Source organism: Methylocystis sp. L43 (assembly GCF_015709525.1).
Lineage (GTDB): Bacteria > Pseudomonadota > Alphaproteobacteria > Rhizobiales > Beijerinckiaceae > Methylocystis.
This window is the reverse complement of the sequence record NZ_JADNRA010000023.1, coordinates 105294-132215: the sequence shown is the minus strand read 5'-3', so window position 1 is coordinate 132215 and position 26922 is coordinate 105294. Positions and strand designations below refer to the sequence as shown.

At 57.8% G+C, this 26922-nt stretch carries 23 protein-coding genes and 4 pseudogenes; 10 read left to right on the top strand and 17 right to left on the bottom strand.

All coding sequences use genetic code 11. The annotated features are described in order from the left end of the window. Positions 1–358: pseudogene (locus IYX23_RS19935) on the bottom strand (helix-turn-helix domain-containing protein); the annotation flags it as partial. Between the two features lie 386 nt (positions 359–744). Between IYX23_RS19935 and IYX23_RS19930 the strand changes: the two are divergent. From IYX23_RS19930 to IYX23_RS06445, 3 genes are all read left to right on the top strand, one after another. Beyond that, positions 745–1128, top strand: a complete 384-nt coding sequence (locus tag IYX23_RS19930; protein WP_210330472.1) for a transposase — start codon at positions 745–747, stop codon at positions 1126–1128. A gap of 86 nt (positions 1129–1214) precedes the next feature. Beyond that, on the top strand, positions 1215–1445 hold the full coding sequence (locus IYX23_RS19925; RefSeq protein WP_210330473.1) for a hypothetical protein: 231 nt from the start codon (positions 1215–1217) through the stop codon (positions 1443–1445). A gap of 128 nt (positions 1446–1573) precedes the next feature. Next, positions 1574–1906: a hypothetical protein gene (locus tag IYX23_RS06445; RefSeq protein ID WP_124740568.1), complete on the top strand. Its 333-nt coding sequence runs from the start codon at positions 1574–1576 to the stop codon at positions 1904–1906. A gap of 17 nt (positions 1907–1923) precedes the next feature. Here the strand turns inward: IYX23_RS06445 and IYX23_RS06440 are convergent, their stop codons facing one another. From IYX23_RS06440 to IYX23_RS06430, 4 genes are all read right to left on the bottom strand, one after another. Further along, complete coding sequence (locus IYX23_RS06440; RefSeq protein WP_124740567.1) at positions 1924–2343, bottom strand: universal stress protein; 420 nt, start codon at positions 2341–2343, stop codon at positions 1924–1926. Positions 2344–2423: 80 nt separating this feature from the next. Next, on the bottom strand, positions 2424–2954 hold the full coding sequence (locus tag IYX23_RS20225) for an STAS domain-containing protein (RefSeq protein WP_245435083.1): 531 nt from the start codon (positions 2952–2954) through the stop codon (positions 2424–2426). Then, positions 2927–3610, bottom strand: a complete 684-nt coding sequence (locus IYX23_RS20220; protein WP_245435081.1) for a SulP family inorganic anion transporter — start codon at positions 3608–3610, stop codon at positions 2927–2929. The genes IYX23_RS20225 and IYX23_RS20220 overlap by 28 nt, the downstream gene beginning before the upstream one ends. Positions 3611–3672: 62 nt before the next feature. Continuing rightward, positions 3673–5124 carry an IS4 family transposase gene (locus tag IYX23_RS06430; protein WP_154453168.1) on the bottom strand — a complete coding sequence of 484 codons (1452 nt, stop codon included), beginning with the start codon at positions 5122–5124 and terminating at the stop codon, positions 3673–3675. 192 nt (positions 5125–5316) lie between these two features. Between IYX23_RS06430 and IYX23_RS06425 the strand changes: the two genes are divergently transcribed. The 4 genes from IYX23_RS06425 to IYX23_RS06410 all read left to right on the top strand — a co-directional run bounded on the left by IYX23_RS06425 (position 5317) and on the right by IYX23_RS06410 (position 7983). Continuing rightward, complete coding sequence (locus IYX23_RS06425) at positions 5317–5694, top strand: transposase (protein WP_124740565.1); 378 nt, start codon at positions 5317–5319, stop codon at positions 5692–5694. Then, a complete protein-coding gene (tnpB, locus tag IYX23_RS06420; protein ID WP_124740564.1) occupies positions 5691–6038 on the top strand; it encodes an IS66 family insertion sequence element accessory protein TnpB in 348 nt (115 codons plus the stop codon). The genes IYX23_RS06425 and tnpB overlap by 4 nt, the downstream gene beginning before the upstream one ends. A gap of 98 nt (positions 6039–6136) precedes the next feature. Further along, positions 6137–7747, top strand: coding sequence for an IS66 family transposase (locus IYX23_RS06415; RefSeq protein ID WP_124740563.1), 1611 nt, complete (start codon positions 6137–6139; stop codon positions 7745–7747). A 2-nt stretch (positions 7748–7749) separates the two neighbouring features. Further along, entirely contained in the window at positions 7750–7983 is a 234-nt protein-coding gene (locus IYX23_RS06410; protein WP_124740603.1) for a hypothetical protein, read from the top strand. A gap of 291 nt (positions 7984–8274) precedes the next feature. Here IYX23_RS06410 and IYX23_RS06405 read toward each other — a convergent pair whose 3' ends face one another. Genes IYX23_RS06405 through IYX23_RS06395 form a run of 3 tightly spaced genes read right to left on the bottom strand, consistent with a single transcriptional unit; the run spans position 8275 to position 10033 of the window. Next, a complete protein-coding gene (locus tag IYX23_RS06405) occupies positions 8275–8643 on the bottom strand; it encodes a P-II family nitrogen regulator (protein ID WP_124740562.1) in 369 nt (122 codons plus the stop codon). A 5-nt stretch (positions 8644–8648) separates the two neighbouring features. Then, positions 8649–9377 (bottom strand): DUF1538 domain-containing protein, encoded by a 729-nt coding sequence (locus tag IYX23_RS06400; protein ID WP_124740561.1) that lies wholly within the window; start codon positions 9375–9377, stop codon positions 8649–8651. Next, the gene (locus IYX23_RS06395) at positions 9374–10033 is read right to left on the bottom strand and encodes a DUF1538 domain-containing protein (RefSeq protein ID WP_246695853.1); all 660 of its coding nucleotides are present in this window, start codon (positions 10031–10033) and stop codon (positions 9374–9376) included. Before IYX23_RS06395 ends, IYX23_RS06400 begins: the two co-directional genes overlap by 4 nt. Positions 10034–10373: 340 nt before the next feature. On the opposite strand from IYX23_RS06395, the pseudogene IYX23_RS06390 reads away from it, so the two are divergent. Continuing rightward, positions 10374–11572 (top strand): annotated as a pseudogene (locus tag IYX23_RS06390) (IS256 family transposase). Between the two features lie 264 nt (positions 11573–11836). After that, positions 11837–12088 (top strand): hypothetical protein, encoded by a 252-nt coding sequence (locus tag IYX23_RS06385; RefSeq protein ID WP_154454019.1) that lies wholly within the window; start codon positions 11837–11839, stop codon positions 12086–12088. A gap of 141 nt (positions 12089–12229) precedes the next feature. Here IYX23_RS06385 and IYX23_RS20470 read toward each other — a convergent pair whose 3' ends face one another. The 4 genes from IYX23_RS20470 to IYX23_RS06370 all read right to left on the bottom strand — a co-directional run bounded on the left by IYX23_RS20470 (position 12230) and on the right by IYX23_RS06370 (position 14293). Beyond that, positions 12230–12364, bottom strand: coding sequence for a hypothetical protein (locus IYX23_RS20470; protein WP_275548832.1), 135 nt, complete (start codon positions 12362–12364; stop codon positions 12230–12232). A 52-nt stretch (positions 12365–12416) separates the two neighbouring features. Then, a complete protein-coding gene (locus tag IYX23_RS06380; RefSeq protein ID WP_124740559.1) occupies positions 12417–13442 on the bottom strand; it encodes a LysR family transcriptional regulator in 1026 nt (341 codons plus the stop codon). A gap of 247 nt (positions 13443–13689) precedes the next feature. Then, complete coding sequence (locus tag IYX23_RS06375; protein WP_124740558.1) at positions 13690–13935, bottom strand: hypothetical protein; 246 nt, start codon at positions 13933–13935, stop codon at positions 13690–13692. Next, complete coding sequence (locus IYX23_RS06370) at positions 13928–14293, bottom strand: hypothetical protein (protein ID WP_124740557.1); 366 nt, start codon at positions 14291–14293, stop codon at positions 13928–13930. The genes IYX23_RS06375 and IYX23_RS06370 overlap by 8 nt, the downstream gene beginning before the upstream one ends. Positions 14294–15132: 839 nt before the next feature. Here IYX23_RS06370 and IYX23_RS06365 point away from each other — a divergent pair. Then, positions 15133–16923: a cation:proton antiporter gene (locus IYX23_RS06365; RefSeq protein WP_124740555.1), complete on the top strand. Its 1791-nt coding sequence runs from the start codon at positions 15133–15135 to the stop codon at positions 16921–16923. A gap of 177 nt (positions 16924–17100) precedes the next feature. Here IYX23_RS06365 and IYX23_RS06360 read toward each other — a convergent pair whose 3' ends face one another. From IYX23_RS06360 to IYX23_RS06345, 5 genes and pseudogenes are all read right to left on the bottom strand, one after another. Continuing rightward, positions 17101–18180 (bottom strand): PAS domain S-box protein, encoded by a 1080-nt coding sequence (locus IYX23_RS06360; protein WP_245435139.1) that lies wholly within the window; start codon positions 18178–18180, stop codon positions 17101–17103. A gap of 655 nt (positions 18181–18835) precedes the next feature. Further along, positions 18836–19568, bottom strand: a pseudogene (istB, locus tag IYX23_RS06355) (IS21-like element helper ATPase IstB); the annotation flags it as partial. Between the two features lie 26 nt (positions 19569–19594). Next, positions 19595–19908, bottom strand: a pseudogene (locus IYX23_RS20210) (IS21 family transposase); the annotation flags it as partial. A gap of 68 nt (positions 19909–19976) precedes the next feature. Beyond that, positions 19977–21446, bottom strand: a complete 1470-nt coding sequence (locus IYX23_RS06350) for a response regulator (protein WP_154454020.1) — start codon at positions 21444–21446, stop codon at positions 19977–19979. Then, entirely contained in the window at positions 21433–26895 is a 5463-nt protein-coding gene (locus tag IYX23_RS06345; protein WP_124740552.1) for a HAMP domain-containing protein, read from the bottom strand. Before IYX23_RS06345 ends, IYX23_RS06350 begins: the two co-directional genes overlap by 14 nt. Positions 26896–26922 lie beyond the last annotated feature (27 nt).

Below are 26922 nucleotides of genomic sequence, written 5' to 3'. Positions count from 1 at the left end.
TCAGCGTTGGACGCTGCGGCTTCAGATAGACTTCCCGGATCGTCTGGCGGATCAACTTATGACGCGATTTGTCGAGAGCGAGCGCCCCTTTCGATCGGCCTCGCGGCTTCGGCTGAAGCGCCTCAACGGTGGGCGTTTCGCGATAGATCGCGACGAGGCGATAAAGTGTCGCGCGACTGATCCCGAGGTCCAAAGCAACATCTTCGACGTCGCTTGTTCGTAGCCGGTCGCCCGCGGAGCGGCCTAACAATTCTCTGATGGCCTCCTCGCGTCGACATGCCTCTAACCACTGCGGGTCGTCGGACCCCGTCGTGTCGGCGTCATCAGGGCAGGGCGCGTTCTCATTATTGCTGTTCATTTTTCGGCCGCGTCCATGAGAAATGGTTGAGCCGCAAATTCTCAATTCAACTGTACATCATTCGGGCGTTTTCTCAATTCAAATGTATACGCGTAAATCAGCAGCGTTTCGTAACGCATTGAAATTCAACAGGCCGATTTCTCAATTTCTGATGTGTCCTGACAGCGGTGTCCGGCGAGAGCGCGCCTTTCATGCGCACCGTGCGATGCCGAACCGTCGCGAATGCGCTTTCGATGGGGTTTGTAACCAGTATGAAGATATCCGGTGCCAATGCCCAGCTGCGTTCATCGAGAACAAGGCGTATGGTGCGACCATCCGGGACTGAGGTGCCGGGAGCATGAAAGTGTAGGCAGGCCGTTCTCGTACGTTGAGCTGCGAGCTCGTGTTTGTGGTTGGCCGCCTCTGCGACTCGCTATTTCGAAGGGCTCGACAGCGAGCGCTGCATTGTCTGGGGCTGCTCGGATTCGAGATCGCTGGGAGATTTCACTCGGCACGGCAAGCGCGACAAGGTTCCCGATCATTCCTGGTTGTCGAAGACGCGAAGCCGTCTGCCGCACGAAGTGCACGAGAAGGTGTTCGCCTTCGTCCTGAAGCTCGTCGCCGAACATGGTCTGGTGAAGGGCGAGCGGATCGGCGTCGACGGGTCGACGATGGAAGCCAACGCGGCGCTGCGGACGACCGTGCGCCGTGACAATGGCGAAAGCTATCGCGAGATGCTGACTCGGATGGCCAAGGAAAGCGGTGTCGAGACGCCGACGTCGACGATCTGATCCGACTCGACCGTAAGCGCAAAGGTAAGAAGCTCTCGAACGAGGATTGGACGAGCAAGACCGATCGAGAGGCGAAGATCGCCAAGATGAAGGACGGCACGACGCATCTCGCCTACGAGCCCGAACATGCGGTCGATCTCGACACCGGCGTGATCGTGGCGGCGCCGATTCACGAAGCCGACAAGGGCGACACGACAACACTCGATCCCACGCTGAAGGAAAGAAAAGAATCTGTCTGCATGCGAAGCCGACTGATCAAATCGCGACATTTCCACCGCGCTGTTACGGAACGATCGGCGTTACGGGGGCAGGATTGACGAGGCTCGTCCCGTTCAGAAATGCCTGGCCGCCGCTGATGCGGAGCAATTACATATAGTGCTTTTTCAAGTTGCCATAACTGACCCGGCCTTCGCGTACAACGTCCACGATCGACGCGGAGTTGTCGTTGGCGAGCACCATTTCGGGCCGTCTCCTTCGCCGCCTCCGTATCCTTGGTGATTCCGACGGTCGAAAGCAGGTGCTTGCAGCGCACGTCGAGCCCAATTGTGCCCAAGCGCCGGAGGCCATAAAAAGTCAAAAAATACGCTGGGCCACTTTAACAGTCGTGAATCGTCACGTTGTTTTCATGGACCGTGCCAATCTGAATCTTCTTTTTCTTCTGGAGCCCTTTGATGCGGCGTTTCAACAAAACATCGGACCGATGACGACAGTAGCCCAAAGCAAAGCCAAGGTCTTCGTCGCGCGGGTGCCGAAGCTGAACCCGGTCGAGGAAGTCTGACCTTTGGTATAATGCTATCAACGCACCACCAGTACTGAGCATGTGGCATGTCGTACGATTTTTGCGGCATTTGAGCCAAGAAGATACGTCGCCAAGGTTGGCCGGTTTGAGCAGATAACGATGAGATCGGCATTCCACTCTCCGGCCTCGGTCAGGGCCTCGTCATAGATCGCGCCGATTCTCACAATGGTCGAAATGCGCTTACGCGGGTAATCAATCTTCACTGTGGTTTTCGCGATTTGTTTTTGAGCCTCAAGTCGAACCTCGTCTTCATAATCGGGAGGTCCGTATTCGATGAACATCGTGGGTAGCATCGTTTGCACATTAACAAGGCGCAATCTGGCGTCAGGATCGGCGATCCCTATAGCCGCTTCGATCGCTTGTCGTGTCAGCTGGGGTTGCTCGAGATCAACCGGGAGGAGGATTCTCTTGAACATAATATTTCCTTCTGGTCAGTTTTTCGATCTCGACTTTTGAGGTGCCGCTTGCCAGCGCTATGCATACTGATAAAGGTAGATTATTCTCGCGCAACTTTGTTCCTCTGAACGCTTCCAACACGAGTTTCGTTCGCCTTCGCACGCTTGGCGCTCGATCGTCCATCGCCCTTACGGAACAATCCATGGAGCGCGTCCCAGTCGAGCACGAGCTCTCCGCCGGAGCTTTGAAGCTGCCACTCCCGGCTTAGAAAAAGGTCGAGGCAGGCGTGATCGATATAGCTCAACTCACTGAGATGCACATGCACGCGCGTGCCTGGGGGTAATCCTTCTAGAGCGGCGGCGAGCTGCGGAAGGCGGATGAATGTCGCAGCGCCTTCGAGATGTATATAGATCACGCCGTCACTCTCTTCACGGCGAATGCTGAGATGGGAGAAGGTGTAGAGCAGGCGGACGATGGCAAGTCCCACGCCGACTGCAATGCCGGTCAGCACGTCGGTTATCACCACTGCAGCGAAGGTTGCAGCATAGACGGCCGTTTCGACGCGTTCCTGACTCCAGAGAAAGCGCACGAAGCCGTAGTTGATCAGATTGAGGCCGGCGTAAACGAGCACTGCCGCGAGGCTGACGACGGGAATAATGCGCAGGACGTTTCGGTGCCATGGTGATGAGCAGCAAAATCCACACGCCATGCAGCATGGTGGAGAGCCGCGTCCGGCCGCCGGCGTTCACAATTGGCGGCGCTGCGCACGATGACGCCAGAAACGGGCAGCACGCCGAGCATGCCGCACAGCAGATTGCCGACGCCTTGTGCCACAAGCTCTTTGTTGTATTTTGGGCGCGCCGTGCGACGCTGTATTACATCGACTGCAGTCGCCGTCAGCAGCGACTCCGCGCCGGCGACGAAGGCAAGCGACAGGCCCGCCGCCCATAGCGCTACCTCGCCCAACCTCCCGAGCGCATGAAGTGTCGGCATGTTTATAGCGCCCAGAAGATCGTCCGGCGCCGGAACATATTTGATGTCCACGTTGAAATGCCAGGCCGCGAAGGTTGCCAGTCCGACGCCCGTCAGTGGCGCGGGCAGGAATGCAAGCCTAGGTGGGGCGGCTCGCCGCCAGGCGAATATCGAGTTAATCGTCAGTAAGCCAAGCAGCGCCGCCGGCCGATGGGCGTCCATGGGAACGCCTTTCCAGATCGCTATGGGCAACGACCATAGATTGATGACGCCGCCGAATTCCCGTCCGGTTCCGGGTGGCGCGTCATCGACCATCACGTGAAACGAGCTCTTCGGCGAGAGCCTGCACCAAAGTAAGCCTCCGGCGAGACTTTCAATTACCCACATCTGCGTGTTGAACCGATAGCGATGCCGAAAGCGATATCTTGCAATTTGGTCAGGCCACGCCAGACGACCATGTTTCCTGGGGGAGGATCGCGCGTGCGAGCGAGATAGCCGCCGAGCATGGCGATCTGTAACAAGTAGGTTGCGACCGTTCGGCGCATGATGCGCGGTCTGGAGCGCGCCGCATCGATGCGGTCGAGTGTTTCAATCTCGGCAGGTGTGAGGACAGTCTCGGGTTTCGCGAGTGGTTGAGCCCGCGCAGACATGGTGATCCAAAAGATGCGCCAGCTGACGACTGTGATGAGGGCGAGCAATTTCACCAGCCGTTCGGCAGTCTGCAATTTCGCATCTTCGGCGCGGCAACCAGATTTCATGACCTTGTGGAACACCTCGATTTTCCAGCGCAGTGCGTACCAGTCGAGCTTTTCGATGGCGGCTGCGAGATCGTCGACAGGCAGATTGGTCACGAGCCTCCAGTCGATCGGGTCGCGATCCGAAGGCGGGTCGACTTCGAGGGCGTGAATGTAGAAAAGGGTTTGTGGCGCGTATCGCTTTTGTTTGCCGATGGGCGGCAATGTCTTCACCGAGGCAAACTTGATCTGCAAGAAAGCGATTTCGTGATCCTCGCCGCCAATCGCGACCTGATGGCGACCAGACCAAGGGACCGCGGCGAGTTGGGCGAAGACGCGATGGGCCGCATCCGTCGGCGCTGCTTCTGTCGGTGGCTCGGCCAGCCGGTTGGTCTGAACGCGCACGAGAAATCGCGTTCCGAGATCCTGTGCGAGGCAGAAGAGTTCGTAAATGTCACTTTCCCGATCGCCGACGTGCACGCAGCGCTCGGGCGAACCCATAAGCGCGATGGATTGGCGCAGATTCTCAAGCCAGCGATAGCTTTCCTTCGTCTCTATCGGTACGCGCGTTTGGTTCACGAGGCGCTTGATCGCGGCCGTTCCTTTGAACTTGCTGCGCGTCCAGAACTTCACCGCCGCCAAGCCGAGCGGCGTCCCGCTGGTAGTGACGGCTAGACTCGAATGCATCAAAACGCCGCATAATGTCCGCGTATTGGGTTGGCCGGCTTTGTAGCGCCCGGCGTTGATGGTCTTCGTGAAGCCAATCTTGCCAGGCGACTCGCGACTATAAATGAATTCGGTCGTGTCCTGCAGAATCAGGATTGGACCTTCGCTAGCCTTGGATCGCGCCGCGGTCGCGGCGAAGTGTCCCGACAACACGCCATGCTCAGTGACGCGGGGATTATCGAAAAATCGATAGGCCGCCTTCGTCGCAGCCCAATCGCCACATGCCGCAGGAACCGGCTTACCAGGGGCGGCTGAAAGTTGCTCCAACAACCGCCGCAAACGACGTTGCAGACGTTTATCCGGAATACTCGCCGCGGCCACCTCGGCATCTTGCCAGCCGGCCTGGCCGGTTTCTGATCCAACCTGCATCCATGACGCCCCAGTGATTCGGCGTCACGGACAAAATCACGCCCGATTCAGATCGGGCAAGCCCCTCCGGAGATGTGGGTAATTGAAAGCCGGCGAGAACCGTCTGGCGCTGAGCGCGCTGCGCTTGGATAGATTGCGCATGAATGGCGCGGTGATCGTGTCCATTTCTAATACAAGTGGACACTATCGCGGATGTCGGACGGCAAGGACGATGGTGGAGCGGCGCCCGGGCGCAGGCGTCGATCCTGGACCCTTGATGAGAAGCGTCGGGTCGTCGACGAGAGCCTTGCGGAAGGCGCCTCGATAGCCGAGGTGGCGAGACGCTACGATCTCAACGCTAATCAACTTTTCACTTGGCGGCGGCAGCTTGCCGTTGAGCCCGCCGGGTTGAGTGACCTCGCGCCGATTCTGCCAGTGACGATCACGCCGGAGACAGCGGCGGAGTATTCCGGCCCCGCGCCGACCTGCCAAATGGAGATTGTGCTTTCTGAAGGCGATCGGATCATCGTGTGGGCGGACGTCGAGGCGGCGGCGCTCACGCGTGTCCTGAAGGCGCTGTCGCGGCGATGATCCCGATTCCGAGCGGCGTTCGGGTATGGATTGCAACGGGCCACACCGACATGCGGCGCGGCATGCAGGGCCTCGCGCTTCAGGTTCAAGAGCAATTGAAACGCGACCCTCATGCGGGCGATCTCTACATTTTCCGCGGACGCCGCGGCGATCTCGCCAAAATCCTCTGGCACGACGGGATCGGTCTGTCGCTCTATGCCAAGCGGCTCGACCGCGGAAAGTTCATCTGGCCCTCGGCGACGGCGGGCGCGGTGTCGATTTCGGCCGCTCAGATGGCCTATATGCTTGAAGGGATAGATTGGAGAAACCCACAGCTGACGTGGCGACCCAAGAGCGCTGGCTAATCTGCGCCGGGTATCTGGGCGGGGCGGGGCGAAAAAATGTAGCGATGCGTGCATTTTGGGGCGCCACAAATCACGCGTTTTGTGATTCACTTCGGCTCATGGACGCTGCGGCCAAAGCCCTTTTCGACGAAAACGCTGTGCTGAAAGCGGAGCTGGCCGTCGCGCGGGCGAAGGCGTCGGAAGATGCGGCGCTGATCGCGCAGCAGACGCTGCGGATCGCAAAGTTGCAGCGTCAGATTCACGGGCAGAAGTCGGAGCGCTCGGCGCGGCTGCTCGATCAATTGTCGCTCGAACTCGAAGAACTGGAAGCGAGCGCGACGGAAGACGAACTCGCCGCGGAGCGCGCTGTCGCCAAAATGACGACAGTCGCCGGCTTCGAGCGCAAGCGGCCGGAGCGCAACACATTCCCGGAGCATCTGCCGCGCGAACGCGTCGTGATCGAGACGCCCAAGACCTGCGCCTGCTGCGGCGGTTCGCGCCTGCGCAAGCTCGGCGAGGATGTGACGCAGACGCTGGAGACGACGCCGCGTCAATGGAAAGTGATCGAGACTGTGCGGGAGAAGTTCACCTGCCGGGACTGCGAGAAGATCACGCAAGCGCCGGCGCCGTTCCATCCGATACCACGCGCGTGGGCGGGCCCGAGCCTGCTGGCGATGATCGTGTTCGAGAAGTTCGGACAGCACCAGCCGCTGAATCGTCAGGCCGAGCGCTATGCATTGGAAGGCGCGCCGATCGCGCTGTCGACGATGGCCGATGCAGTGGGCGCGGTCTGCGCGGCGCTCGATCCTCTCCGCCGCTTGATCGAAGCCCATGTGATGGCGGCCGAGCGTTTGCATGGGGACGACACGACAGTGCCGGTGCTGGCGAAGGGCAAGACCGACACTGGGCGCTGCTGGGTTTATGTTCGCGATGACAGACCGTTTGGCGGCGCCGGGCCGCCCGCAGCGATGTTTTACTACTCGCGCGATCGGAAGGGCGAGCATCCACAAACCCATCTGGCGGGATACGCCGGCATCCTGCAGGCCGACGCCTACGACGGTTACAACAAGCTCTATCTGGCGGACCGAAAACCGGGACCCGTTCGCGAGGCCGCGTGTTGGGTGCACGCTCGCCGACCGTTCTTCGCCATGGCCGATCTTGAGGAGAACGCGCGTCGCAAGGCTTCGGGCAAGAAGGAGATACCTCTCTCGCCGATCGCGATTGAGGTCGTTCGTCGCATCGACGCGCTGTTTGCAATCGAACGCTCCATCAACGGCAAGAGCCCGGAGGAGCGCGTTGCGGTTCGACATGCCTCGAGCCGGCCTCTGGTCGACGATCTCCACGTCTACATGCGAGAGCAGGCGACCAAGTTGTCGCGCGGGCACGACCTGGCAAAGGCGATCCAGTACATGCTGAAGCGCTGGGCGGCCTTCACGCTGTTCCTTAATGACGGACGTGTGTGCATGTCCAACAATGCCGCCGAGCGCGGCCTGCGCGGCATCGCTTTGGGAAGAAAATCGTGGTTGTTCTGCGGATCCGATCGCGGCGGGCAGCGCGCTGCGGCCATGTACGGCCTCATCGTGACGGCGAAAATGAACGGCCTTGATCCGCAGGCTTGGTTGGCCGACGTCCTGGCTCGCATCGCCGGGTATCCCGCGCACCGGCTTGATGAACTGCTTCCGTGGAACTGGCGCCGAGCAGCAGCGGCAGACCCGGCGATTGCGGCCTGACCATGCACGTCAACAAAGTTCACCGTGTGATGACCATCGATCGCGTCGCTGCCGATCTCGGCGAGAGCATCGACTGGCTGCACGACGTCGCCATGGAAATGGATACCGAGGACGGCGTGATCTGGGTCTACGGACTTGGCGACGAACAGCTCATGGCGTTCACGAACTTCGGCATCGAGACGCTCGTCGACCTGATCAAAATCCACAAAGACGACCCCACGCTTCTGAAGCGTTGAGAGCACCAAACACTCCATGCCGGCGGCCTACGCCGGATGGCTACGCACCAAAGGAGCCGACAGCGCTTAACCGGTAACGCAAGTCAGTGAAACAAAATCAGGGCGCTGGAAGACGCTCGCCACAGAGCCTAGCGTTCGGTTGCAACGAGCGCTTCGGTTTGTTGCAAGCAGAATTTTGATCGACGCCTCGTCCCAACCCGGCTCTAAGGCTTTGTGTGCTGTGTAGAACGTGGCTGCAAGAAGCCGACGATGCCGAAGCAATTTTCACGCGTTTAATTGAACGCGTCGAGGTCACGATTGACGCTTTTTAGATTTCGATGGATCTCCTGGACAGAGTGGTTCATTGTGAAGATGAGGGACGCCAACCACCTTTTCGAGCGGCATGACGAAAGCGAGCCCGTGATTGGGCTTCGTCAGCTCGGCCGCGCGGACGATCTCCTGGAGGATCGCATCGCTTTGATCCGTATAGACGACGGTGAGGACGATCTCCTTTTCTGGTTCGATAGAAATGCCAAAGATTGTTTCATGTTCGTTGACGCCGATGCCGCGTCCATAAACGACCGTGCCCCCGCGAGCGCCAGCTTTGACCGAAGCTTCCAGGACGGTGTTGCCCCATCCTTTCCGCACGATGGTCACGATCAGTGATGCGTTCAATAACATCGTACCTACTCCTGTCGTGGTCCGGTCCAGCGGACAAGAAGTCCCAATGTCATGACTGAAACCATGGGCGCGAGCGCAATCAGCGACACGAGCCCCAAGCCCTCGACGATCGTATTCCCATTGGCCAAATCTGCCGCACCGAGCGCAAGCGCCAGAAGAAACGTATTCGCCATCGGGCCCGTGGCGACGCCGCCGGCATCGACCGCGATCGCCACGAAGTCCTTTTCGCATAGCCACATGATTACGATGACCAGCACATAGCCAGGCGCAAGTAGAAAGAGCAGCGGAATGCCGTAGGCAATCCGAAAAAGCCCGAGGGCGACCGACAGCGCAACCCCGATGCTGACCGTATAGAGCACGGTCGGCGCCGAAATCGAGCCGGTCGAAGCTTCCTCAACCTGATCGGCGAAGATACGCACCGCCGGCTCGCTCCAGGTGGTGACAAAGCCGAGCAAGAAGCCGATTGGCGCAAGCAGCCACTTTTCCGGCATTGCGCCGATCGCCTCACCGATTGAGCGGCCGAAGGGCATGAAACTCATCTCAACGCCGACGAGGAAAAGAAGCAGCCCCGCCGCGGCCATGAGTGTACCGGTTAGAATATCCAACACGCTCCGGCGGGGCAGCTTTAGAAATAACGCCTGGAAGACAAGGAAGAGCGCGAGGAGCGGCAGCACCGCCTCGGTGACGCTTTCCGCGACGACGCGGAATTCGTCGAGCAGCGAAGCTAGTTTCACCGCAGAAACATCCCTATGACCATCATGACGAAGATTGGACCGACCGAGGCGAATCCTAGGAGCCCAAAGCCGTCGGAGATGGCCGAGCGGCCGGCGAGAACGGAACTTAAGCCTATAGCGATGGAAATGACCACCGGAGCTGTCAAAACGCCCGTGGTCACGCTACCGGCGTCATAAGAGAGGGGGACGAATTGCGCCGGCGCGAAGAAAGAGAGGACGATCATAGCCCCATAGGTGACCGTCAGCAGGCCGCGCAGCGAAAATCCGAAAACGATGCGAGACATTGCGATAGCGGTAAAGACCGCCACGCCCAAAGCGATCGCATAGAGCACGGCCTGCCGGGAAATCGCATTCGTGACGCGGTTCACCTGATTGGCGAGGACGAGCACATCGGGTTCGGCGACCGTCGTCGCGAAGCCGAAGGCGAAGGCGACCGCGACGACGAGTACAATGGATCCTTTCTCCGGCAAGGCGGAACCGATGTATTTTCCCATCGGTAGGATGCCGTAGTCCACGCCGGCGAAAAGAAACAGCATCCCTGCGACGATGAACACCAATCCCCCGATAAAATCGATGAAAATTGTCGTTGGCGCGCTGACCAGCGTCAGTTGGAGCACGCACACCATAATGAACAGCGGCGCGACGGCCTTGAGCACCTCCAGTAATTTTTCCTTTAATAGCGGCAACATAGCGTGGAGCTAGGTCTCGGTGTTGATTTGTCAATGTTTCCAGAATCGAACTCCCGGGAACAAGTTGTTCACCAATCCCGGCGAGACCTCGAAGCTCTTAGGTGCGTCGCAGCGCTTATGCGCTGATATGCGGCAGCGGAAGCCTTTCTTGGTCGTGCCCCCAGTGATGGTGTAGCTCAGTGGGAGCAAGCCGCTCGCGACGCGCGCTTTTGCTAGCGCCGTAGCGAGCGATCGGCTTGCGGTGGTCATCGACGATTCGCCGGTAGGATCGGGTTGCGAAACATCCAACGCAACCGAGGAACTGCCGATGACCGACGAGATGATGACCCTGCGCGCGCTTGTTGAGAAGGCCCCCGACGCGGATATTTTGCGCGAGATGATCGGCTTTGCCGCCGAGCGGCTGATGGAGATTGAGGTCGGCGCTCTGACCGGCGTCGCCTATGGCGAGAAAAGCGCGGAGCGCCTCGCCCAGCGCAACGGCTATCGCGAGCGGACCTGGAAACGCGCGCCGGCGCCGTGGAGCTGCGTATCCCCAAGCTGCGCAAGGGCAGTTACTTTCCCGGTTTTCTGGAGCCGCGGCGGATGGCCGAGAAGGCGCTGACCGCCGTCATTCAGGAGGCCTATATCCAGGGCGTCTCGACGCGCTCGGTCGACGATCTCGTCAAGGCCATGGGCATGAGCGGCGTCTCCAAGAGCCAAGTGAGCCGGCTGTGCGAGGAGATCGACGAGCGGGTGACGGCCTTCCTCGAGCGGCCGATCGAAGGCGACTGGCCCTATCTTTGGATCGACGCGACCTATGTGAAGGCGCGCCAGAACGGCCGCGTCGTCTCGCTGGCGACGATCATCGCGGTGGGCGTCAACGACGACGGCAGGCGCGAAGTGCTCGGCATGGATATCGGCCCTTCGGAGGCCGAGACCTTCTGGACCGAGTTTTTGCGCAAACTGCGCCGGAGAGGGCTGCGTGGCGTCAAGCTCGTTGTGTCCGATGCGCATGAAGGGCTGAAGGCCGCAGTCGCCAAGGTTCTGCAATCGACATGGCAGCGCTGCCGCGTCCACTTTATGCGCAATGCGCTCGCTCATGCCGGAAGGAGCGGACGGCGCGTCGTCTCCGCCTTCATCGCCACCGCCTTCGCGCAGGACGACGCCGAAGCGGCGAAAGGCCAACGGCGCAAGGTCGCCGACCAGTTGCGGCCCAAGCTGCCGAAACTTGCGAACCTCATGGACGACGCCGAGACCGACGTGCTCGCCTATATGAGCTTCCCGGCCGCGCACCGGGCCAAGCTGCACAGCACAAATCCGATCGAACGGCTGAACGGCGAAATCAAGCGGCGCACCGAGGTCGTCGGCATCTTCCCCAACGAGGCCGCCATCATCCGCCTCGTCGGCGCGATCCTGCTCGAACAGAATGACGAATGGGCCGTCCAGCGCAGCCGATACATGACACTGGAAACAATCGCGCCCTTGAGCGATGATCCCATCGTCGGGCTGCCCGTTGTAGCCGCCTGATCAACCCGGCTTCCCGGCGAACGTGGCGATCACGCCAACCAGCTACACCACGCCAAGGGACACGATCCCTTTCTTCTTTGGCATGGACAAAGCCTGAGAGTTGCCGCCGCCGGTCGAGACCGCCTGCCAACGCAAATTTCTGACATGTCAGACACATATCCTCAATGCGATCGAGAAGGGACATCAAATCTCTAGCGCGTCTCCTGACAAGGCCGAGACGCCTACCTCTTACTGTATCCGTCTCCTGAACAAGGGAAGCAGAGATTGACGAATGAGCAACAGCATGGTCGGTTCAAGAGGACAATTGGTCAGATGCTCCTTTCCGAGACAGTCCTGATCTCGCGCTCAATGTTGAAGATCGCATCGATGCTCTTCGACGAATGCCGAATGGGCGGTCTATTTACCGAGCATGTTGTCGGCGAGCACAAGAACGCCCTCCGCCAACGGGAGGAGCATCGGCGAGTCGGTGCCAACGCCCCTCAATGGCAATATATTTCATTTCTCAAGGAGAGGTAATTTGATCAAACAGAGAGGCGGCCGTCTCGCAGCGTAGAGCGACGCACTTTGAATTCATTTGAGCCGACCGAAGCCCTGCTCGGCGCGCGAACGCGCCTTATAGAGCGTGCGCGAAGAAAAAAGGGGGTCTTTTTCATTGACCTACGGGACGGGGGCGCATCGCCGAGCGATCTTGCATATGCGGCGATCGTCCTTGCTGAAATAGCCCTTGTCGTCGATGATGACGCCGGGCTGCGTATCCGTGCCAATATCGAGCAGCGTCTCGAGATGCGGCACCTCCGCGACCTCGCGTCGCCGACTCGGCACGCTGTTCAACTTTCGTGTGACGTCAGAGGCACAACAAGGCGGTTGCTTCGCAGGCTTCGGGGAGATTTAGCCAGATGTAACTTAGGGACAAGAGCTTCATGAGCCAAGGTCTGGAATATCCATTCTGACGCTCCAAATCTTCCGTGGCGCAATCGCTGTCGGTTCGGTCCGGCCCTTTGATAATGGCTGAAATCATGGGGTTTCTGAACTTTTTCTGCGTTGTGATCGCATAGAATTGCTCGGATAGACCCTCGAGCTCGCCGATGACATTCAAGTCATGTTGGCGCTGCAGCGCGTTGGCCAGGATCGATGGCGCGATTGCCAGCCCAACCCCTTCAGCGGCGAACGTTTTTAGCAGCGCGCTGTCTTCAATTTCGGCTACTATATTAGGTCGGATGTTGTGTTCCTCGAACCATTCGTCGAGCGATACCCGGAGCGCGATATTCGTTGTCTGCAATAGCAGGGGCGCGCCGTTCAGGGATACTGGAAAGTTCTCGCAGTATGAAGGCCCCAACTTCTTCGAGCCGAACACCGCAATCTGGGATTGTCCGAGAAGATGATTGTATACCCGGGTGCCGGCCGCGGTCGTTGCTGGCACATCCGAAATTACCAAATCGATGTCGTGCAATGCGAGTTCTGGCATAAGCCGTTCGAGTTTATCTTCATGACAGACCACTTGCACCGGAGAACCCACCTCGAATGCCGGGCTCAACAAGCGATAAACCACCAACTTCGGAAGCGAGGCTACAACGCCGATAATCAGGCGTCTAACGCTCAGCGCTCGTGCCTCTTGCAACGACAAATGGATCTCTTCTCCGAGCTTGAAGATTTGGTCGGCATAGCGAAAGAGGCGCTCGCCGACATATGTCAGGGACATCCTGCGTCCGTCCCTTTGGAAAAGACGAGACCCCATATTTCTTTCAAAGGTTGACAGTTGACTGCTGATGGTAGGCTGTGCGAGCCCCAATCGTTCGGATGCGCGAGTTATGCCCCCATGTTTAGCAACGACCCAAAAATAGTAGAGGTGCTGGTAGTTTAAGCGATTCACACCACGCTCCTTCTATATTCTACGGCAAGGACCGCCCCCATATAGGACCAGAAGAAAATAGGACATGCTCCCGCCAACTGCAGCCGGCTATGCGAAATATTCATTTTTTCTATGTCTCCGCCGGTGGACCGGCCATTCGGCATGCTCGCGCGGACATAGCACTCAGGCTACGGAGGCTCGCATAGCCCTTGCGCATGTCGGTGTGGCCCGGTGCCGATCCAGACCCGCGCGTCCGGCGAGATCGGGGTCATCGCCGCAACGCCTTGATCACCCGCGTCAGCGCCGCAGCTTCCACATCGGCACCAACGATGATCTTCTCGCCGCCCCAAACGCCAACGGCGCCGGCGCCATCGTCACCGCAAAATCGCCGGCATTGCTCTTGGGAAGGTAGCAAGTCCGATAACACCAATTCAGACGCCCTCGAACGGCCCCGCAGGCCCGCTGGAGCAAGAATTCCGTTGAAAATGTATGTGTTTCCAATCGTGTCATCCATCAGTTTTTGGGACGCCAGAGGTTGCTTGCTCAATCCACGCTTCAACCTCAGCGAGTTTGGACTGCCATTTGGAATTGCTGCTCCAGGCCTTTTGCCGCATAAGCAAATGACTTTCGGCTAAGCAAGCTCCAACCCACTCAGGTATTGCGTTTGCAGTATGACCAAGCTCTTGGCGGCGAAGTGCCGCTTCGAACACCCTCGCCGAAAGCGTCTCTTTCGAGTCGCACGATTCACTTTTAGATGTGAGTTGGCGAAATTCCCGAAGTGCTATCTGCTGTGAATAGGGAGGAAGGTTTGCAAACGCGATCTTCGTCGCACGCAATTCGTTCATTAAAATAAAATCACCGACAAATCCCATGTTGCACCTCTCACAGCCTTCGTGTCGACATGCACAACCATTACTTCCTGCCCGAGGTCGGAATAACCCAGCTCCAGGACGCGGCAGATCTGTCTCGCCAAAGAGAGAAGCAAACTCTCGATACCGCGAGAAGATCACACGCGACAAGTATCGCATGTATGTATGCTACAGGGTTGGCAATGCAGGCTTTGCTTTCAGCGACGCCGGCAAGTTGACGAGCAGGCCTGAACGGCTACGGAAGTCCCGACGGACGTAACGATCATATGCAGGCGCTCGCTGCCGCGCGAGCCCGTGCGGAAGAAATGTGCTCGCGCAAGATTGAATTGAAGTGCGCAACTCGCTCGCCAGGCATTAGAATAGAAGCCCCCTTGACGCATCCGAAAGCCCGAATGTGCCTGCATTCTAGCTCGGCGAACGCAGACTTCGATCCTGCCATCAAAGGGGATTTTTTGTTCAGCGCAGGTCGAGACGCAACGTCGGCGTTTGTGGCATATTAGAACGACGATAATGGGCTGCGCCATAAAAATGTGAGTGCCTAGGACTACGCTGAGATGCTAAGCATGACGCAGGCGAGTTCGCTGAAACGCGTGCGGTTCTGACCGATCGTTTTGCCTTGGAGCCATGCCAGCATGGCTCGTCCTTGGAGCCCAACGATCGAGACTCCTGCAAGCAGGCTTGCGGCCCCCGGGGGGGTCGAAAGCCGAAGGGCTTGGTCATCGCTAAGGTCTAGCGCTCGCGACTCTGGCCGCGAGCCCTGAGATTGCCGATCGAAGGCCCAACTGCGGTATATGAAGCTTAAGGAGTTTCGTACTCCTTCACCGTGCAACTCTGGAGGTAATTTGGCTCCGACAATCAACATACCGGTCTATAGCGATGCGCTCGTCGTTCTAGGGACTGCCGGCGTCGTCATTCCCCTGGTACGCTATCTCGGGTTGAACCCGGTACTGGGCTATTTGGGAGCGGGCGCGCTCCTTGGTCCCCTCGGGCTAGGTTCATTCATCGACAAGCTGCCGTTTCTCTATTGGTTCACCGTCGTCGATGCAAAAAATGTTAGCGGTATCGCCGAACTTGGCGTCGTTTTTCTTTTGTTTCTTATCGGACTGGAGCTTTCCTACGATCGGCTGCTTTCAATGCGGCGACTCGTTTTCGGGCTTGGCGGATCGCAGGTCGTTATCACATCATGTTTGCTTTCCCTCATCATCGCCTGGACTGGACAAGCGCCATCAGTCGCAGTCATCCTTGGAGCCTGCCTCGCGTTATCCTCGACCGCGATCGTTCTTGAAATTCTTGCGGCACACGGCGAGCTGCCCACAGGGGCAGGCAGAGCGAGCTTTTCTATCCTGCTGGCGCAGGACCTGGCGGTGATTCCGATACTTATATTCGTTTCGATCATCGGCTCGAACACTGAAGGTTCGCTTGCGACGAACATTGGCATAACACTGGCCCATGCGGCGATGGCCATTGCGCTCATCGTTCTGGTTGGAAGAGTAGTGCTGCGACCTCTTTTCCGTCTTGTTGGATCCATGGAATCTCTTGAACTACTTACGGCGGCGGTTCTGTTCGTCATCATTGGCACGGGCGTGCTGGCCGCCGTCGAGGGTCTGTCCATGGCGCTTGGAGCGTTCGTCGCGGGCCTACTTCTGGCCGAAACTGAATATCGTAAGGCCGTGGAAGCTATCGTCGAGCCGTTCAAGGGCCTGTTGCTGGGTATCTTCTTTTTCACGGTGGGGATGACCATTGACGTGAGGGAGATCGCACGCGATCCGCTCACCATCTTGGCGCTCGTATCCGGCCTCATCGCCTTCAAGGCGGCGATCATCATTGCGCTGTCGAAGGCATTCGGCCAATCGTGGCGCGTCGCTATCGAAACGGGTTTCCTGCTTGGCCCCGGCGGGGAGTTTGCCTTCGTCGCGATAGGACTGGCGAAAAGTTTGGGGCTTATCGATCCTGTACTGTCCTCATTCGTTCTTGCGGTCACGTCGCTTACGATGGTTCTCATTCCGGCATTGTCCGCTGCCGCACGACAAATTAATTCTCGAATGGAACCGCCAAAGAAGATTGATGCGACGCTGAAGGCGGCGCCCCGCGAACAGCATAAGCATGCAATCGTCGTCGGTCATGGGCGCGTCGGCAAGGTCGTCACGTCCTTCCTGAAGGAACATAATATTCCTTATATCGCCACTGACAGAGATGCAGCCTCGGTGACAGAAGAACGAAAGAACGGGCATGAAGTGTACTTCGGGGACGCGACACATGCCGCGTTTATGAAAGCGTGTGGAATAATGGAGGCCGCCGCTGTCATTGTGACCGTCGGTTCGCACTCGAATGTAGACGCGATCGTTCTTGGCGTCCGTAAACTCAGGGCTGACGTCCTGATCGTCGCGCGTGCTAGGGATACCGAACACGCACGGCACCTCTACGCAATTGGAGTAACTGATGCCGTGCCCGAGACGGTCGAGGCCAGTCTTCAAATCTCGGAGGCCGCGCTGGTAGGTTTGGGCATTCCAGCAGGATACGTTATCGCTTCCGTCCACGAAAAACGCGATCAGTTTCGCGCCGAACTACGCGACGCGGCAAAAGAGGATGTTCGGCAGCGAGCCAAGAGTAAAAGAAGCGCGACGCAAAAATAAATAAACGTTACCCAATAGAATGACAAAATTGCTATGCCCGCCCGATCACGGTGCCTGACAGAGGGCGCTTGCGCACTCGCGCGCTTCGTCCTTGTCACTGTTGTGTTGCCTCGCCAACCCATTTATGCGGCCTCAATCAAACGCTGGTGGTGCTCTTTCGGTCGCTTTCGAGACACGTTAGGCTTCCGCGAGCTTTTGATGTTGTTTCGCCAACGGCAATACGAAACTGAAGATCGTACCGCCGCCAGGATTGGGCTCGACCCACAACCGTCCGTGATGCGCGTTGATAATCGAGCGTGAGATAGACAATCCAACGCCCAGTCCATGGGGCTTCGTGGTCGTAAACACTTCGAACAATTTGGCTTTGATCGCCTCCGAAATGCCTGAACCAGTATCAGCGACATCGACCCGAATCTCATTATCGTCGATCAGTCGCGTCGACACGACTAATTCGCGCCTCTCGCAATTTTCCATCGCGTCGATCGCATTTCGTTTCAGATTGACGACGACCTGCTGGATTTGAATTCTGTTGATGAGCACCTGGTCCGTTTGCGCATCCAAATTCACCGCTGTCGCGACGCCGCATTCCTTGGCGATGGAGTCGGTAAATTCACACGAGGTTCGGACGACTTCGTTTAAATGGTGGAGGCTTTTGATCGTTTCGCCCCGCGCGATAAATTGGCGCAGATTGTCTACTATTTCGGAAACACGAAATACCTGCTTGGAGGCGTTGTCGAGGACCTGCTCTATTTCTGTTAAATCCCCCTTCTTAAGGAGCCTGCTTGCAATGTGGAGATAGGCGTTGATCCCCGAGAGCGGCTGTTTGAGTTCATGGGCGAGTCCGACTGTCATATTCTCGATAATGTCGAGACGGTCCGCGTGCAGATCATGCATTCGAGCTTCAAATCTGCGCCGCTCGCTTAAATCATGTATGAATCCGACAAAGTAGCGTTCGCCCTCGGCTTCTACTGCGGCAACTCCAAGCTCTATGGGAAAGACCGACCCGTCTCGGCGTTGTCCTTCGACCTGCCGACCGATGCCAATAATCTTGGCTTCGCCGGTGCGGAGGTAATGGCTCAGGTAGTCATCATGCCGACTGCGATATGGCTCGGGCATCAGCACGCGGATATTTCGCCCGATAACTTCGTCAGCCGCATATCCAAACAATGCGACCGCGGCAGGATTAAATGACAGGATCGTTCCAGCTTCGTCGATCGTGATGATGCCGTCCAAGGCATTGTCCACCAGCGCAGCCAACAACGGCTCGTGTAAGTGAACCTGAGACAAGCTGGGGCTAGGACGCATCAAACTGTATCGCTCTGGTTGCTGGATTAGCGCCATTCTCGAGGGGTTCAAAGCGTTGAGCAGCGTAGCTCTTGTACCACATTGAACATAGTGGCGTCCAATTCCCGAGCTGTTCGTGTGCAAGAGCAATCGAGACGGCGGCTACCTGCTGCTCGCTCCGACTTCCGGCGAAGCGCCGCGCTGCGCATCCACCAGCGGGATGGATTCAATTCGCGTGTGGGATCGCGCGTTGCACGGTTAGTGTGCGACATAAGGTGTGACTTCCCTCAATCGACGCGGCGCCTTGTGCGCCGAAAGGAGGCCTTGGAAGAATTTTGCCTCCAGCGAGACGATTGTCAACGGCGGTTAAATGGCTGCGTCGGCTTCTCCCTTGGTTCTGTAGTTAACGCTGTGTAAATGCCGATTTCGATTTCCCCAGAAGCGCCGAAGTAAAATTCCCCAGTCTGGCGGGATGGCGATCAGACGATTTCGTGATCGGCGCCTCCTCGAAGCCTTTCGCGCGCGGGGGCCGAAGTTCGCGCAGAAGGTCGGTGACCGCAGTGTAGCCGCCGGCATATCCGCGTTCCTTGATCTCCCGCCAGAGACGGCGTCCGGTTAGCGTCGGATATCTGGCTGTCGCGAGACGATAGCTGTCGCCGTTCATCTCCAGAATGTGGACATGATGGGTGAGCCTATCGAGCAGCGCGCCGGTGAGCCGTTCCACCCGAACACCGACGTCCATTCATCGAATGGCAGACTGCTGGTCACCAGCGTGGCGCCACGTTCATAGCGCTGGCTGAAGACCTCGAAGAGCAGTTCAGAACCAACCGCCGTGAACGGCACGTAGCCCAGCTCTTCGACGATCAGCAATTTGATGGTGTTGAGATGCCCTTGCAGCGCCCGCAGGCGGCGCTCGTCGCGCGCTTCCATGAGTTCGTGCACGAGGGCGGCGGCCGAGGTGAAAGCGACGCTGAAGGCCTTTTAGCAAGCGGCGAGCCCACGGGCGAGCGCGGTGAGTCTTGCCGGTTCCGGATGGACCCAGCGCGATGCAGTTCTGTCGCTTCTCTATCCGTTCGCACCGCGCCAGCTCCAGAACCAGCGGCTTGTTGAGTGACGGCTGCGCGGCGAAGTCGAATGTGTCGAGGCTCTTGATCTGCGTAAAGCGCGCCAAGCGAATGCGACGCTCGACATTGCGCCGCTCGCAATCGATGCGCTCCAGTTCGCACAGGCGCAGCAAATAGCGCGGATAATCGGCGCGATCTTGCGCCGATTCCAGCGCCACTTTCTCATATTCGCGCGAAGGTGGGAAGCTTCAACGCCTTGAGGTGATTGCCCAGCAGCACCTGCGGCGCGACGATCATTTGGGAGGTCGACTCCTGCGAGGCGCTCATGCCGAAACTCGCACACTTGGCTCGATAGCGGCTGCGTTGGGGACGAGCCCGAGATAGGCGCGCGGGTCTGTCGCGCCGACCGTCGCCACTGCAGATAGGGGTAGAATGTCAGATCGAGCCAGGCTAGCCGGTTCTCCAATTTGGCGAGCAGGAGCATCTTCACCGCGTCAAAACTGATTGCGCCAAGACGCAGCGCCTCCGCGATGGCCTGTTCGACGAGATGTTGATGGAAGTCCTCCATCAGCCGCAGCACCTGGATGAACTCGCGGTGCCCGCTGTTCCCCATGCGCGCCTCCATCAGCCGCCGCAGACGATAGACGCAATCGGCGAGGCGCCAGTCGTCGAGCGACGCGGCCGAATTCCGTCCGAAGCCCGATATTACTCCACGAGTAGTTCCGCCAACGCCGCGGCAAGTTCGTCTGGCTCTATCGGCTTTGTTAGCACCGGCACATCGCCGAACTCCTGAGCGATCGCGGCGGCATGATAACCTGTGACGAAGATGATCGGCTTGCCGCGATTTCTTAATTCATCCGCTAGCTCATACACGAGTTCGCCGTCGAGATTTACATCGAGCACCGCCGCGTCGAGATATTCGGATAGCGCCTTCCGAGCTTCCTCCACTCGCCCAAAAGGACCAATCACCTTGGCGCCGAGATCCTCGATGACGTGACATGTCATCATGGCGACCATGGCTTCATCTTCCACCACGAGAATGCTGCGCCCGCGGACATGTGGGGCGTCACCTTGACGGCGGCGCTTATCTTCAGACGCGCCCCTGCTAGGCCCCGACACCAGAAAGTGCTCGCTCGGAATTCGGATCAAACATACCAAACCACTCGCCTTCCACTCGCGCTCGATCTGACCTTGCAGTTGTCCCGTGATACTCGTTTCGATGACCTTGGAGCCGAATCCCGCGCGAGATGGGGGGACGACATCCGCGTTCCCTTCTTCGCGCCACTTGAGTTCCAAGCGCTCGTCGCTCAACTGCCAACTGACGGACAGGGAGCCTTCAGAATCTTTCAGAGCGCCATATTTCGCTGCATTCGTCGCCAACTCGTGCAGCACAAGCGCTAGGCTCTGCGCTATCGATGGCGCGATCGAAACCGCCTCCCCTGCAATCTTGATGCTGCTTTGAGCGTATGGAGCGAGTTCTTCCTTCACGAGATTAAGTAAATTGGCGCCACTCCAGCGGCTCTCTGAAAGCAGGTTGTGCGCCGTGGCCATGGCGTGGATACGGCCTCTTACTGCACTAGCAAAATAGAGACCGTCGTCGGCTGGCGTTAACGCTACTATCGATTGAATTACCGCGAGAGCATTACGTGCCCGATGATCTACTTCGTGAGCTAGCAACTCTTGACGTGCGATCGCCGTTTCCAGCTCCGCTGTCCGTTCGGCCACTCGCTGTTCAAGTTCGCTGTTCATGCGAGCCAACGCTTGTGTCTTGATGTGGAGATCAACGAAAACCCGAACCTTTGCACGCAATATGTTTGGAACTACGGGTACCGAAACATAGTCCACCGCGCCTAGCTCGTAGCCTCTCAGGCTGTCCATTTCCGTTACGTTTATTGCAGATACGAATATGATAGCAGTATCGGTGAAGCGCGGATGATCCCTGATCATTTGCGCAAGCTCGAAACCATCAAGATCCGGCATGCAGACGTCAACCAAGATGACGGCGACCTGATTTTCCAGCAATAATTTAAATGCTTCAGTCGCCGAATTCGCCTTCAACAAATTGTGACCTAGCTCATTCAGGATTATTTCATAGCTCAATAGCTTCGCCGGTTGATCATCGACGAGGAGGATATTGACTTTGCCTTCATCAGCGAAACTATCAGCTTCCGTCATTGGCGAACCATAATCGCAGCGTAGACAAGAGCTGCTCAGTGTTTACGGGTTTGGCGAGATAATCGGACGCGCCGGCTTCAAGGCACCTCTCGCGATCTTCGTTCATGGCCTTTGCGGTTAGCGCAATAATCGGAAGACGCTCGAAACGCGGATTCTCGCGCACTGCCTTGATTGTCTGATAGCCGTCCATTCCGGGCATCATGATATCCATAAGCACGAGCGAGATCGAGCTTTGTTTCTCAAGCAGGTCGAGGGCGTCGCCGCCATTGGCAGCTGTAAGTACATTAATCCCTCGACGTTCGAGCAAACTCGACAGGGCGAAAAGGTTCCGAGCATCGTCGTCAACCAGCAAAATCGTCCGGCCGGACATGTCTTCATCGGAACTATGGAGTCGCTCCAACATAATTTGTTTTTCGGGCGGCAAGTCGCCGATCACCCGATGCAAGAAAAGCGCGGTTTCATCGAGCAGACGCTCGGGCGACTCAACATCCTTCACCACTATGCTTTGCGCCATCGTATGAAGGCGCGCATCTTCTTCAGCCGATAGCTTCTTGCCCGTGAAGATCACGCACGGAACGGTCGCGCTTGCGTTCTCGGCATTTAATTGCTGAAGGACGTCAAAACCGGACATGTCCGGAAGGCCTAAATCCAGCACGACGCAATCCCAGTTTTGGCTGCTTAAGGCGTGCAAGGCTTCTTGACCCGATTGGGCCACGACGATCTCCACATCGTCGTATTCAAGAAGGGCGCGAATCGCTGATTGTTCGACCACGCTGTCCTCGATCAAGAGAAGCCTTCGCTGGCGTGGCTTTGAGAAATCGACAATACGTTCGATAGCCGAACTTAGCTCGCTTGCTGTAACAGACTTCGAAATAAAACTATAGGCCCCGCGCGCCAGCCCTTGCTTACGGTCATGATCTATCGTCAGCATCTGCACCGGAATGTGGCGCAATGAAGGATCCTGTTTGAGTCGTGAGAGCACTGTCCAACCGGACAGATCGGGCAGATAAACATCGAGCGAGATCGCCGTTGGCTTGAAGGAACGGGCCAAAGCTACTGCCTCAGAACCAGTGGCAGCCATAATGACTTTGAGACCCTTGTCCCGCGCTAGGTCGGCGAGGATGCGTCGGTAATCCGGGTCGTCCTCTATGATCAGCAAGACGCCGTCGTCTTCGGTGATATTTTCGCGATCATCCTTTTGTGGTGCAATGCTGAAACTGCTGCCAAACGGCGCTTGTGGCATTTGCATCAAGGGCTGTGGATCGACTGATCGCGACGCGCCCGCACCAGCATAGGCAATCGGCAAACAAAGCGTGAATGTTGAGCCTTCTCCCGGGGTTGACCGCAGGTGAATTTCACCCCCCAAAAGAGTGGCAAGCTCCCGGCTAATGGCAAGACCAAGCCCAGTGCCGCCAAATCGACGACTCGTTGAAGCGTCAGCCTGTTGGAACGCCTCGAAGATGATGGGCTGCTTTTCTTGAGGTATGCCGATTCCGGTATCGCGGACGCTGAAGGCGACGACAAGATGCGCTTGCGAGAGCGAAGGGTGTTGCGCGCTCCAGCCTTTCGTCGCGGCTCGCACATCGAACCAAACAGCGCCCGCCGGAGTAAACTTGAATGCGTTCGACAAAAGGTTTTTTAATATTTGCTGAAGCCGCTTGGAATCGGTCACGATGCTGCGGCCAACGTTGGCGTTGACGTTTACCTGGAATGATAAGCCGCGATTCTCAGCCTCGTGCCGGAAGGGTCGCGCTACCCGCTCGATAAGACTCTTGAAGTCTAGCTCCTCCGCTTCGACCGTGACCGTGCCAGATTCGATTTTTGATAGATCTAGAATGTCGGAAATCAGGTTCAACAGGTCAGTGCCTGCGCCATGAATCGTTCGTGCGAATTCTACCTGCCTCTCGGTCAGATTTCCCTGGGGGTTCTCACCGAGCTGTTGGCCAAGAATAAGAATCGAATTCAGTGGCGTGCGGAGCTCATGGCTCATATTCGCCAGAAATTCAGATTTATATCTGGAGGTGAGCGCCAACTCGGCGGCTTTTTCCTCGAGGGCGCGGCGCGCTTGCTCCAGCTCTTCATTCTTTCGCTCGACCTCAACGTTTCGCTCGGCTACCTGTTGAGCCTTCAGCTCAAGCTGCTCATTGGTTTTTTGTAGTTCACTCTGCTGGGCCTGAAGCTCGGCGGCGAGTTGCTGCGACTGCCCCAAGAGCGCTTCCGTCTGCATCGTCGCTTCAATCGAGTTGAGAACTATGCCTATCGACGCGGTGAGTTGTTCCAGGAACATTGTCTGCAGCTCACTAAAGTTGCCGACAGTTGCGAGTTCAATCACCGCTTTGACCTGTCCTTCGAACAACACCGGGAGCACGACGATATTACGGGGCGCCGAACTGAACAACGCCGACCGTATGGGGGCCACATCGGCGGGTAGGTCATTGATCAGGATTCGTCGCTTGTCAGTCGCGCACTGGCCCACGAGTCCTTCTCCGATACTAAGGCGGAGCTGGTGGCTCCTCTCTCGGTCATCGGCGTAGGCGGAGAGGAGACTAAGAATTGGCGGACCGTCGCCGCAGTGCATTTGATAGATGACGCCCTGCTGCGCGCCGACGAGTGGCGCGAGCTCGGAAAGCAATAAGCGACCCACCAAGCTCAGATCACGCTGTCCTTGTAGCATGGCGGTAAACTTGGCAAGATTGGTTTTTAGCCAATCTTGTTCGGTATTGCGATCCGTGGTGAGCCTGAGATTGTCGATCATCGTATTGATATTATCTTTGAGCTCCGCGACCTCTCCACGCGCATCGACTTGGATGAGTCGTGTAAGGTCGCCTTTCGTCACCGCAGTCGCGACGTCAGCGATTGATCTCACCTGTGTCGTGAGATTCGCTGCAAGAAGATTCACATTCCCCGTCAGGTCCTTCCATGTGCCGGCTGCTCCCGGCACATTTGCCTGGCCACCAAGCCGGCCCTCAACGCCGACCTCACGCGCCACTGTCGTCACCTGAACGGCGAAGGTCGCGAGAGTTCGCGTCATACTATTGATGGTGTCCGCCAGCGCAGCTACTTCGCCTTTGGATTTTACGGTAAGACTTTGACTGAGATCCCCTTCGGCGACCGCCGTCACGACTTTGACGATTCCGCGCACCTGCTCGGTCAGGTTTGCGGCCATTACGTTCACCGTGTCCGTTAGGTCCTTCCATGTGCCTGCTACGCCCGGCACCTGAGCCTGACCGCCGAGCTTGCCCTCCGTGCCGACCTCGCGCGCCACGCGCGTTACTTCTGACGCGAAGGCGTTCAACTGGTCGACCATCGTGTTGATGGTTTCCTTGAGCTGCAGAATCTCGCCTTTCACATCAACGGTGATTTTCCGGCTCAGGTCTCCGCGAGCGACCGCAGTCGTCACCTCCGCGATATTACGGACCTGCGTGGTCAGGTTGGCGGCTAGTAGGTTTACATTTTCGGTCAGGTCCTTCCACGTGCCGCCAACACCGGGCACGACAGCCTGGCCGCCGAGACGTCCGTCCGTGCCGACCTCGCGCGCGACGCGCGTGACCTCGCCCGCAAAGGCGTTTAACTGATCCACCATCGTGTTCAGCGTCTCCTTGAGCAAAAGGATTTCGCCGCGCACGTCGACCGTGATTTTTTTCGAAAGATCGCCATCGGCAATCGCGGTCGCCACCTCGGCGATGTTTCGTACCTGAGCCGTCAAATTGCCGGCCATAAAGTTCACATTGTCCGTGAGATCCTTCCATGTCCCCGCGACGCCCGGCACCTGAGCCTGTCCGCCGAGCTTGCCCTCCGTGCCGACCTCGCGCGCGACGCGTGTCACTTCAGACGCAAAAGCGTTCAACTGGTCGACCATCGTGTTGATGGTTTCCTTGAGCTGCAGAATCTCGCCTTTTACGTCGACGGTGATCTTTCGGCTCAAATCTCCGCGCGCAACCGCGGTAGTCACTTCAGCAATATTTCGAACTTGCGCGGTAAGATTTCCGGCCATCGAATTGACCGAGTCCGTCAGATCTTTCCATGTGCCGGCTACTCCCATCACTTGCGCCTGGCCTCCTAAACGACCCTCCGTCCCGACTTCGCGCGCCACACGCGTCACTTCAGAGGCGAAGGCGTTCAATTGGTCGACCATCGTGTTAATTGTTTCTTTGAGCTCCAGAATTTCTCCGGACACGTTTACGGTGATCTTCTTCGAAAGATTTCCGTTAGCGATAGCAGTCGACACTTCGGCGATGTTTCGAACCTGCGCCGTCAAATTGCCAGCCATAAAATTGACGCTGTCAGTGAGATCCTTCCAAGTGCCGCCGACCCCGGCGACGACCGCTTGACCGCCAAGCTTTCCTTCGGTGCCGACTTCTCGCGCAACTCTTGTGACTTCGGAAGCGAACGAGTTCAGCTGGTCGACCATGGTATTGATGGTCTGCTTGAGCTCGAGGATTTCTCCTTTCACATCCACGGTGATTTTTCGCGATAGGTCGCCTCGGGCGACCGCGGTCGTCACTTGGGCGATGTTGCGCACCTGATCCGTCAGATTGCCGCACATTGCATTCACCGAATCGGTGAGGTCTTTCCAAGTACCGGCGACACCCGGCACGATCGCCTGGCCCCCCAGTTTGCCATCGCTGCCAACTTCGCGCGCCACGCGCGTGACTTCTGAGGCAAATGAGCGAAGTTGATCCACCATTGTGTTGATGGCTTCTTTGAGCTGCAGGATCTCGCCGCGCACATCGACCGTGATCTTCTTGGAAAGATCGCCGTTAGCCACGGCGATCGTCACCTCTGCGATATTTCTCACCTGGCTAGTGAGGTTGTCGGCCATAAAATTCACAGATTCTGTCAGCTCTTTCCATACGCCCGTTACCTCGCGAACCTGCGCCTGGCCGCCGAGTTTTCCTTCGGTTCCGACCTCGCGCGCGACCCGTGTCACTTCTGAAGTGAATTCGCGAAGCTGGCGGATCATGGTGTTGACGATCTTCGCGGAACGCAGGAATTCGCCCATCAGGGGGCGTCCCTCAAGCTCCAGTTGCACTGATTGCAGAAGGTCCCCCTGCGCCACGGCGCCTATGACGCGAGTCATTTCGTTGGTCGGCCAAAGGAGATCGTCGATCAGGGCGTTAACGGACGACTCCATTCCTCCCCATGCCCCGGCGTGATTTGCGAATTTTACTCGCTGGCGCGTCTTCCCCTCACGCCCCACGGCTTGGCGGACCCGTTCAAGTTCGACCGCCATCCTGCAGTTGGTGGCGCTTACCTCATTGAGGCTATCGGCAATTTTTCCGATCACTCCATCCCAGTGGCCCGGTAACCGAGTGGCAAAGTCGCCCTCCTTTAAGGCTTGCAATGCCTGAAGGAGTTCCTGGAGTTGATCGTCTGAGACACGGTTTTGACTGTCCCGTTCGCGCCCCAACACGCCGCGCGTCCGGACAGCCGCGGGTTTCGTTGCCATTGAGCTCCTCCTCCCAAGGATGACGAT

Bases quoted from the DNA above. Each gene is read 5' to 3' on its own strand.
- IYX23_RS19925 (WP_210330473.1), top strand. From the start codon at position 1,215: ATGAAGGACGGCACGACGCATCTCGCCTACGAGCCCGAACATGCGGTC.
- IYX23_RS06440 (WP_124740567.1), bottom strand. From the start codon at position 2,343: ATGTTCAAGAGAATCCTCCTCCCGGTTGATCTCGAGCAACCCCAGCTG.
- IYX23_RS20220 (WP_245435081.1), bottom strand. From the start codon at position 3,610: ATGGTCGATGACGCGCCACCCGGAACCGGACGGGAATTCGGCGGCGTC.
- IYX23_RS06430 (WP_154453168.1), bottom strand. From the start codon at position 5,124: ATGCAGGTTGGATCAGAAACCGGCCAGGCCGGCTGGCAAGATGCCGAG.
- IYX23_RS06425 (WP_124740565.1), top strand. From the start codon at position 5,317: ATGTCGGACGGCAAGGACGATGGTGGAGCGGCGCCCGGGCGCAGGCGT.
- tnpB (WP_124740564.1), top strand. From the start codon at position 5,691: ATGATCCCGATTCCGAGCGGCGTTCGGGTATGGATTGCAACGGGCCAC.
- IYX23_RS06415 (WP_124740563.1), top strand. From the start codon at position 6,137: ATGGACGCTGCGGCCAAAGCCCTTTTCGACGAAAACGCTGTGCTGAAA.
- IYX23_RS06410 (WP_124740603.1), top strand. From the start codon at position 7,750: ATGCACGTCAACAAAGTTCACCGTGTGATGACCATCGATCGCGTCGCT.
- IYX23_RS06405 (WP_124740562.1), bottom strand. From the start codon at position 8,643: ATGTTATTGAACGCATCACTGATCGTGACCATCGTGCGGAAAGGATGG.
- IYX23_RS06375 (WP_124740558.1), bottom strand. From the start codon at position 13,935: ATGGATGACACGATTGGAAACACATACATTTTCAACGGAATTCTTGCT.
- IYX23_RS06370 (WP_124740557.1), bottom strand. From the start codon at position 14,293: ATGGGATTTGTCGGTGATTTTATTTTAATGAACGAATTGCGTGCGACG.
- IYX23_RS06350 (WP_154454020.1), bottom strand. From the start codon at position 21,446: ATGACGGAAGCTGATAGTTTCGCTGATGAAGGCAAAGTCAATATCCTC.
- IYX23_RS06345 (WP_124740552.1), bottom strand. From the start codon at position 26,895: ATGGCAACGAAACCCGCGGCTGTCCGGACGCGCGGCGTGTTGGGGCGC.